5 protein-coding genes are annotated in these 6257 nt (G+C 58.4%); all 5 read left to right on the forward strand.

Features of this window, described 5'->3' with window-relative positions; genetic code table 11:
- Window positions 1–137 precede the first annotated feature (137 nt).
- A complete protein-coding gene (locus AC1DT3_RS09965; protein WP_477465097.1) occupies window positions 138–2078 on the forward strand; it encodes a glycoside hydrolase family 31 protein in 1941 nt (646 codons plus the stop codon).
- A gap of 64 nt (window positions 2079–2142) precedes the next feature.
- A complete protein-coding gene (locus tag AC1DT3_RS09970; RefSeq protein WP_477465098.1) occupies window positions 2143–3369 on the forward strand; it encodes an ABC transporter substrate-binding protein in 1227 nt (408 codons plus the stop codon).
- A complete protein-coding gene (locus AC1DT3_RS09975) occupies window positions 3366–4325 on the forward strand; it encodes a carbohydrate ABC transporter permease (RefSeq protein WP_477465099.1) in 960 nt (319 codons plus the stop codon). The genes AC1DT3_RS09970 and AC1DT3_RS09975 overlap by 4 nt, the downstream gene beginning before the upstream one ends.
- 2 nt (window positions 4326–4327) lie before the next feature.
- Window positions 4328–5164, forward strand: coding sequence for a carbohydrate ABC transporter permease (locus tag AC1DT3_RS09980; protein ID WP_477465100.1), 837 nt, complete (start codon window positions 4328–4330; stop codon window positions 5162–5164).
- 7 nt (window positions 5165–5171) lie between these two features.
- Window positions 5172–6257, forward strand: a 1086-nt coding sequence (locus AC1DT3_RS09985; protein ID WP_477465101.1) for a mandelate racemase/muconate lactonizing enzyme family protein, incomplete at its 3' end; no start/stop codon positions are given.

Here is a 6257-nt window from a genome sequence, read left to right on the forward strand (position 1 = left end):
ACCGAATTCAACACCGGCGGCGGATGTCGTGCGCGGCTTCATAGAGGGTGCGTGGGAGCAYCACGTCACTGGGATCTATGGATACTGGGGTGAAGCGGTTGCCTTGTTGGCGCGGCACCTCGGCGCGGAGCTGCAGCGTGTCTGATCCCTATCGCATCATCAGCTTCGGCGCGCGAGACCCGAACGGAACATGGCGGACCATTTCCGTCGAGAACGGTCGGATCGAACGCAAAGACAACGGTATTCATTCAATCAGTTTCGAGGCCGCCGCCGACGCAGTCGAAATTGTCCTATCCGCACCGGAAATAGCGCAATTTCTCGGCGCCGGAGAACGCTTCGACGCACTTGACCTGCGCGGGTCGAGCGTTCGCTATTATCTCGAGAATTTTGCTCTCGGCTCCGGAACCTACTTGCCTGTTCCTTGGATTGCCACCACCGCGGGCTTCAGTCTGTTTCTTGACGGTCCGCAATCGGCCGTGTTCCATCTCGCGGCTCCTTGGGACCCGCGCACCATTCGGATACAAGTCGAGGGAGGTCGTCTCGATCTCCAGATCCATCTTGGCACTCTGAAGGAACAATACGCGGCTTTGATAGAAAGGATCGGGCCGCCCCTCCTCCCCAATGAGTCCTTCTTCGGGTTGTGGAAGGCGGGCGATTGGCGGTTCGAGAATGCCGAAACAATCGAGGCCGATCGGCGCGGCTTCGAAGCGCTCAATCTTCCGATGGCGGTGAAGCTCATCGATGCATACTGGGAGGACGAGGTTCATTCTTTTGCGTTCGACGAGCGAAAGTACCCCGATGCTTGGGGGATGGTTGAACGCTTCAAGCGCGAGGGAACCGAAGTTCACCTTTGGCTGTGCCCTTGGGTCGTCGTTGGCACCCGATCGTTCGAATACGCCAAGGAGAACGGTTACACGATCAAGGACATGGCCGGCCAGTTGATCACACGCCGTCCTGGGGCAAACCCCAACGTCGTCGCTGCGCTCATCGACTTCTCAAATCCGGCAGCATGTGATTGGTGGGCTAGCAATCTACGAGATCTCGTCGACAAGGGGATCGCAGGCTTCAAAGCCGATTTCGGTGAACAATTGTCCGAGCACGCCGTGCTTCACTCGGGTGAGACGGGTGGTGCTGCGCATAACAACTTCGTTCGGTACTATCTGGAAGCGACGATGCGGGCGTTCGGCGACCGCAATCCGGCTATCATCAGTCGCTCAGGCAGCCCGAAGGTTCGAACACAGATCTGGTCGGGCGATCAGACCTCCGATTTCTGTCCGAAGACTGGTCTCCCGGCGGCAATCCGCGCCGCACAGAGTGCTAGTCTGTCGGGATGGTCGTTCGTCGGCAGTGACCTCGGCGGCTATTTTGGGACGCCGACTCCTCAAGTCTTTGCCCGATGGACGCAATTCGCGTGCTTTACACCGTTGATGCAGCTTCATGGTCTCGGGTGTCGCGAACCGTGGGACATGGATCAGCAATCGGTCGATATCTTCCGCCGATATGCAGAGTTGCATTTGCGTCTCGCGCCTTACCTCGAGCATCACGCCCACATCGCCGCCGAGGGCGGTGATCCGATGATTCGCATGATGCCGCTCGCATTTCCGGACGTCGACTGGAGAACGATCAACGATTGGGATCAGCAGTTCATGCTCGGCGATGCGCTTCTCGTCGCACCTGCCGCTTTCTATGCCAATACACGTGCTGTCTACCTACCCGCAGGCCGATGGTTCGATGTCATGGCCAGCAGTTGGGCTGAGGGTGACCGGTGGATAGTGAGGGATACGCCGGTCGATCAGATTCCTGTGTTTGTGAGGGCGGGGTCTTGTCTCTATCTGCGCAAGAGCCGCGAGGGCCGTGACGTCTTGGCTGTTATCGCGCAATCGGCGCGCGGCAGGGCGGACTCTCAGATGATTGCTCCCCGCAGCGTCGACCGGAACGCACCCTGGAACATCGCGCAGACGGCGCTCCTAGGCACGCYGATTGAAGACAATGCGAGTGAGGGAGAGATCATCGAGGACGAATGGCTTTCCAGACTTCACGTCCTTCCTATCGCGAAAGGGACGCACTCACCGCAATAGGATCGTCGAAATTTGCAACGCCCCGTCTAAGAAGGGTGATTCATCAGCAAGAGGGAGAAACGTCATGAAACTGAGATTGCGAAATCTGGTAGCGGCTCTTGCGGGTATCGCCGCGTTGAGCAGTACGAACGCCTTCGCCGACACGGTTACGCTTTGGGTTAACGCGCCTCTCGCACAGGGACCTACCGCACCGATCTACGACGAGTTGAAAGCCTTCGAGCAAAAGACCGGACACAAGGTCGAATTGCAGGCGATTCCGCACCAAGAGTTCGAGAAGCGACTTTTCGTGGCGTTGGGCGGCGGAGCGGGCCCGRATGTCATGGCCCTCGACATCGCCTGGGTCGCCGGATTCGCCGATGCCGGGTTGCTTGCGGATCTTACAGACAAGACGAAGCCGATCGCCGAGCAGTTCCAACCCGGCCCGCTTGCCAGCGGACGATACAAGGAGCGGCAATACGCATTGCCGCTCTATACCAACAACGTCGCGCTCTTCGTGAACAACGACATGCTGAAAGAAGCGGGAATTGTTGCGGCACCCAAGACCTGGGCCGAGTTCAAGGCGGCTGCCAAGGCGATGCGTGCGCTTGGCCCAGACAAGTACGGCTTGAGTCTCGGAGCCGGCCGGTTCGGCGTGTTCCAGCTTTACAGCTTCGTCTGGCAAGCCGGCGGAGAATGGTTGGACGAGAAAGGCGTCGTCGGTATCGGCCAACCTGCGGCGATCGAAGCCGTCGATTTTCTTTCGCGCATCTATACCGAAGACAAGGCCGTCCCCGACACGATTCTGACGGCGCAATCGTGGGACGAAATCCACGCCCCCTTCATCCAAGGGCGAGCCGGAATGGTGATCACCGGTGATTGGGGTATCGCTCCGATCAAGAAAGGCGCTCCCAAAATGGACTTCTCCATCGTGCCGCTTCCGGTCGGCAAAGTGGGCGCGACGGTTATCGGCGGCTTCAACATCGCAGTGAACGCCGCCGCAAAGTCTCCGGCGGCGGCCGAGTTGGCCGTGTGGCTGACCGGGCCGCGCTCCGTCGAATTGATGAAGCGGTATGATCGACTTTCCGCACAAGCCTCCGCCACCTCGCCGGAGGCGCTCAAATCATTGACTCCGGAGCAACGTCCTTTCATGGAGCAAGCGCCGGTTGGCCGCGCCCGGCCTGTGGTCGCACTATGGACCGAAATTCACGCGAGTGTGCTCGCTCCGGCGTGGGACGGCGTGCTCCGCGGTCGCGTCACGCCCAAGCAGGCGATGGAGAAAGCCGCAGAAGAAATCAAGGCAAAGTTGCAGTGACGTATTCTGCACCGATCCAATCCGGGCCGACGCATCGAAAGAAGCGCCGGCCCCTTTCCGCGGTGTTCGAGACCGGCCTAGGCGAGAGGATCTATCCATATCTTCTCGTTCTCCCGGCGGTGATTCTCGTGATCGGCGTCGTCATCTACCCGGTAGCGAGCGGTGTCATCGCTGCCTTTCAAGACATGACTCTTCGAACTTTGAGTCGCGGCACCGTCACCTTCGTAGGCTTGAGAAATTTCGAGCGTGTCCTCGCGGATCCTGTTTTCATGCAGGCGGCACGCAACACCGCATTCTGGGTCGCGACCAACGTCGTCGTGCAACTTACCATCGGCTTTGCGCTTGCTTTGCTTTTGAGCAAGCACGTCAGGGGCATTGGATTTTTCCGATCAGGGATTCTCGTTCCGTGGGTGGTGCCAAGCGTCGTCGCGGTTCTCACCTGGCGCTGGATGTACGACCCGAGTGTCGGCATTTTCAACGAGCTGCTCGTGCGTGCCGGCCTCATTTCCGATTATCGGCCTTGGCTGGGTGACACTGATACTGCCCTTCTAGCCGTGACGGTGGAGAGCATCTGGAAGGGCACACCTTTCGTAATGCTCCTTCTTCTCGCCGCGCTTCAACTCATTCCCAAGTCCATCTTCGAAGCTGCCTCCATGGACGGTGCGCGCGGATGGCGCCTCCTGTTTTACGTCATTTTGCCTCAGATCAGACTCTCGTTCGCCATCGCGGCGGTGTTGACACTGATTCTGACGGTCAACAATTTCAACGCTATTTGGCTGATGACTGCTGGCGGACCGCTCAACGCATCGGAGATCCTGTTCACGCTGGCCTATCGCTATGGTTTCGAACGCTTCGATCTCGGCCTTGCCTCAGCGGTTGCGACGATGTTGTTCGTCGCGCTCGTCATCGCGACAACGGGATATCTCTACCTCATCCGTCAGAAAGAGGAGGATTAGAGATGGCGTCATTTCTCAGATCCTGGCGAATGACGCTGGCGTATGTTGCGCTCATCGTGGCGCTCATTTGGGCCATCTTTCCATTTTACTGGATGGTCGCGACGTCGTTGCGGCCGGAAGCCGAACTCTTCCAGCGCCCCCCTTCGCTGGTACCGCATGGCATAACGCTTCAGCACTATGTAGACCTTCTCGTGGGAGCTTCGTTCTGGCGGTTTGCCTTGAACAGCCTTTTCCTAACGATCATCGTAACCGCAATCAGTATTGTCGTATCGCTGACGGCGGGATATGCGCTGGCGCGCTATCGCTTTCGCGGTTCGACTCTTCTGCCTGTTCTGATGCTTTATGGACAGATGTTTCCTGCCGTGTTGCTTCTCATCCCCTTTTACGTTCAGTTTCGCTATCTCGGATGGCTTGATAGTCTTTGGGGTCTCGTCCCCGTATATCTGAGCTACATGTTGCCGCTGTGCGTGTGGTTGATGCGCGGCTTCTTCGCACAAATCCCGTTCTCTCTGGAGGACGCAGCGAGAATGGACGGCTGCACACGTTGGCAAGCATTCTGGCGCGTCATCGTTCCGCTGACCCGGCCGGGAATCGTCGCTGTCGGCACTTGGTCGATGATCCACACCTGGAATGAATTTTTGTACGCGAGCACATTCATCCTCTCAGAGAACAAGAGAACCCTCCCACTCGGATTGTCGAGCCTTATCGGCCAGTACACCACCGATTGGGGAATGCTGATGGCCGGTGGGGTTCTGACGGCCGCGCCAATTCTGATTTTGTTCTTTGCACTTCAACGCCATCTCGTCTCGGGAATTGGCGGCGGTGCCGTCAAAGGYTGACACGGACATGACGAGGATAACCGAGATTCGTGCGTTTGCTCTTTCGTGTCCGACACCTGGCGGTGTCACCTTCGCCGTTGGTCGCTCGGCGAAAAGAGACATGGTGCTCGTCAAGGTCACGACCGACGACGGAACCGTTGGTTGGGGTGAAGCCCACCATGCACAAGCACCAAGCACGATCGCAGCCTTCATCAATGATGCTTTGGCGCCGCGCTTGATCGGCCTAGACGCACACGCAACCGAGGTCGTATGGCACAAAGCCTATCAGAGCTTTGTCGCGACGCACGGTCCCGGCGCAGCTGCGATCATCGGCCTCAGCGGTGTGGACTTGGCATTGTGGGACATCAAGGGAAAAGATCTGGGGCAGCCCGTCTACCGACTCCTCGGCGGTGAACCCCGCGACATTCCCGTCTACGCGGGAGGCATCAGCCTCGGGTTCCAGCCGGTCGATGAACTGAAGGCCGAGATCGACACCCTGATGCAGACGGGCTATCGCTTCGTGAAGCTTCGCGTTGGCGATACCATTCCGCGTGATCTGGAGCGTGTGTCCGGCATTCGCCGCGCATTTGCGAAGGACCTTGCGGTCGCAGCGGATGCCGGAACAAAATTTGCAAGCAGCGACATGGCGTCCATTGTCGATATTTGCGCCGCAGGCGAACTCGCGTGGCTGGAGGAGCCCTTCACGCCAGACAACATTGCGGCGTACCGACGTCTGAGCGCGTTGACGCCGACTCCTCTGGCGGCGGGAGAAAATCACTTTGCTCGCTACGACTTCCGCACCTTGATCGGCGAGTACTTGATACAGTTCGTTCAAGCCGATTGCTGTAAGGTCGGTGGTATCAGTGAAATCATGAAGGTGGCCGCCATGGCGAGCGCTTGGCATCTCAAAATCGCGCCCCATACGAGCGCTTCGGCCTTGAGCACCGCGGCCTCCGTCCATGTTCTATCCGCCCTCCCAAACGGACATATCTATGAGGCCGACGTTTCGCGCATCAACGCCTTTCGAGACGAGCTGTCTCCAGAACCGTTCAGAATAAAAGACGGTTTCATCCGCGCTTCGGATCGGCCGGGATTGGGAATCGAGGTCGATGAG

Source organism: Microvirga sp. P4_G7, from assembly GCF_056401005.1.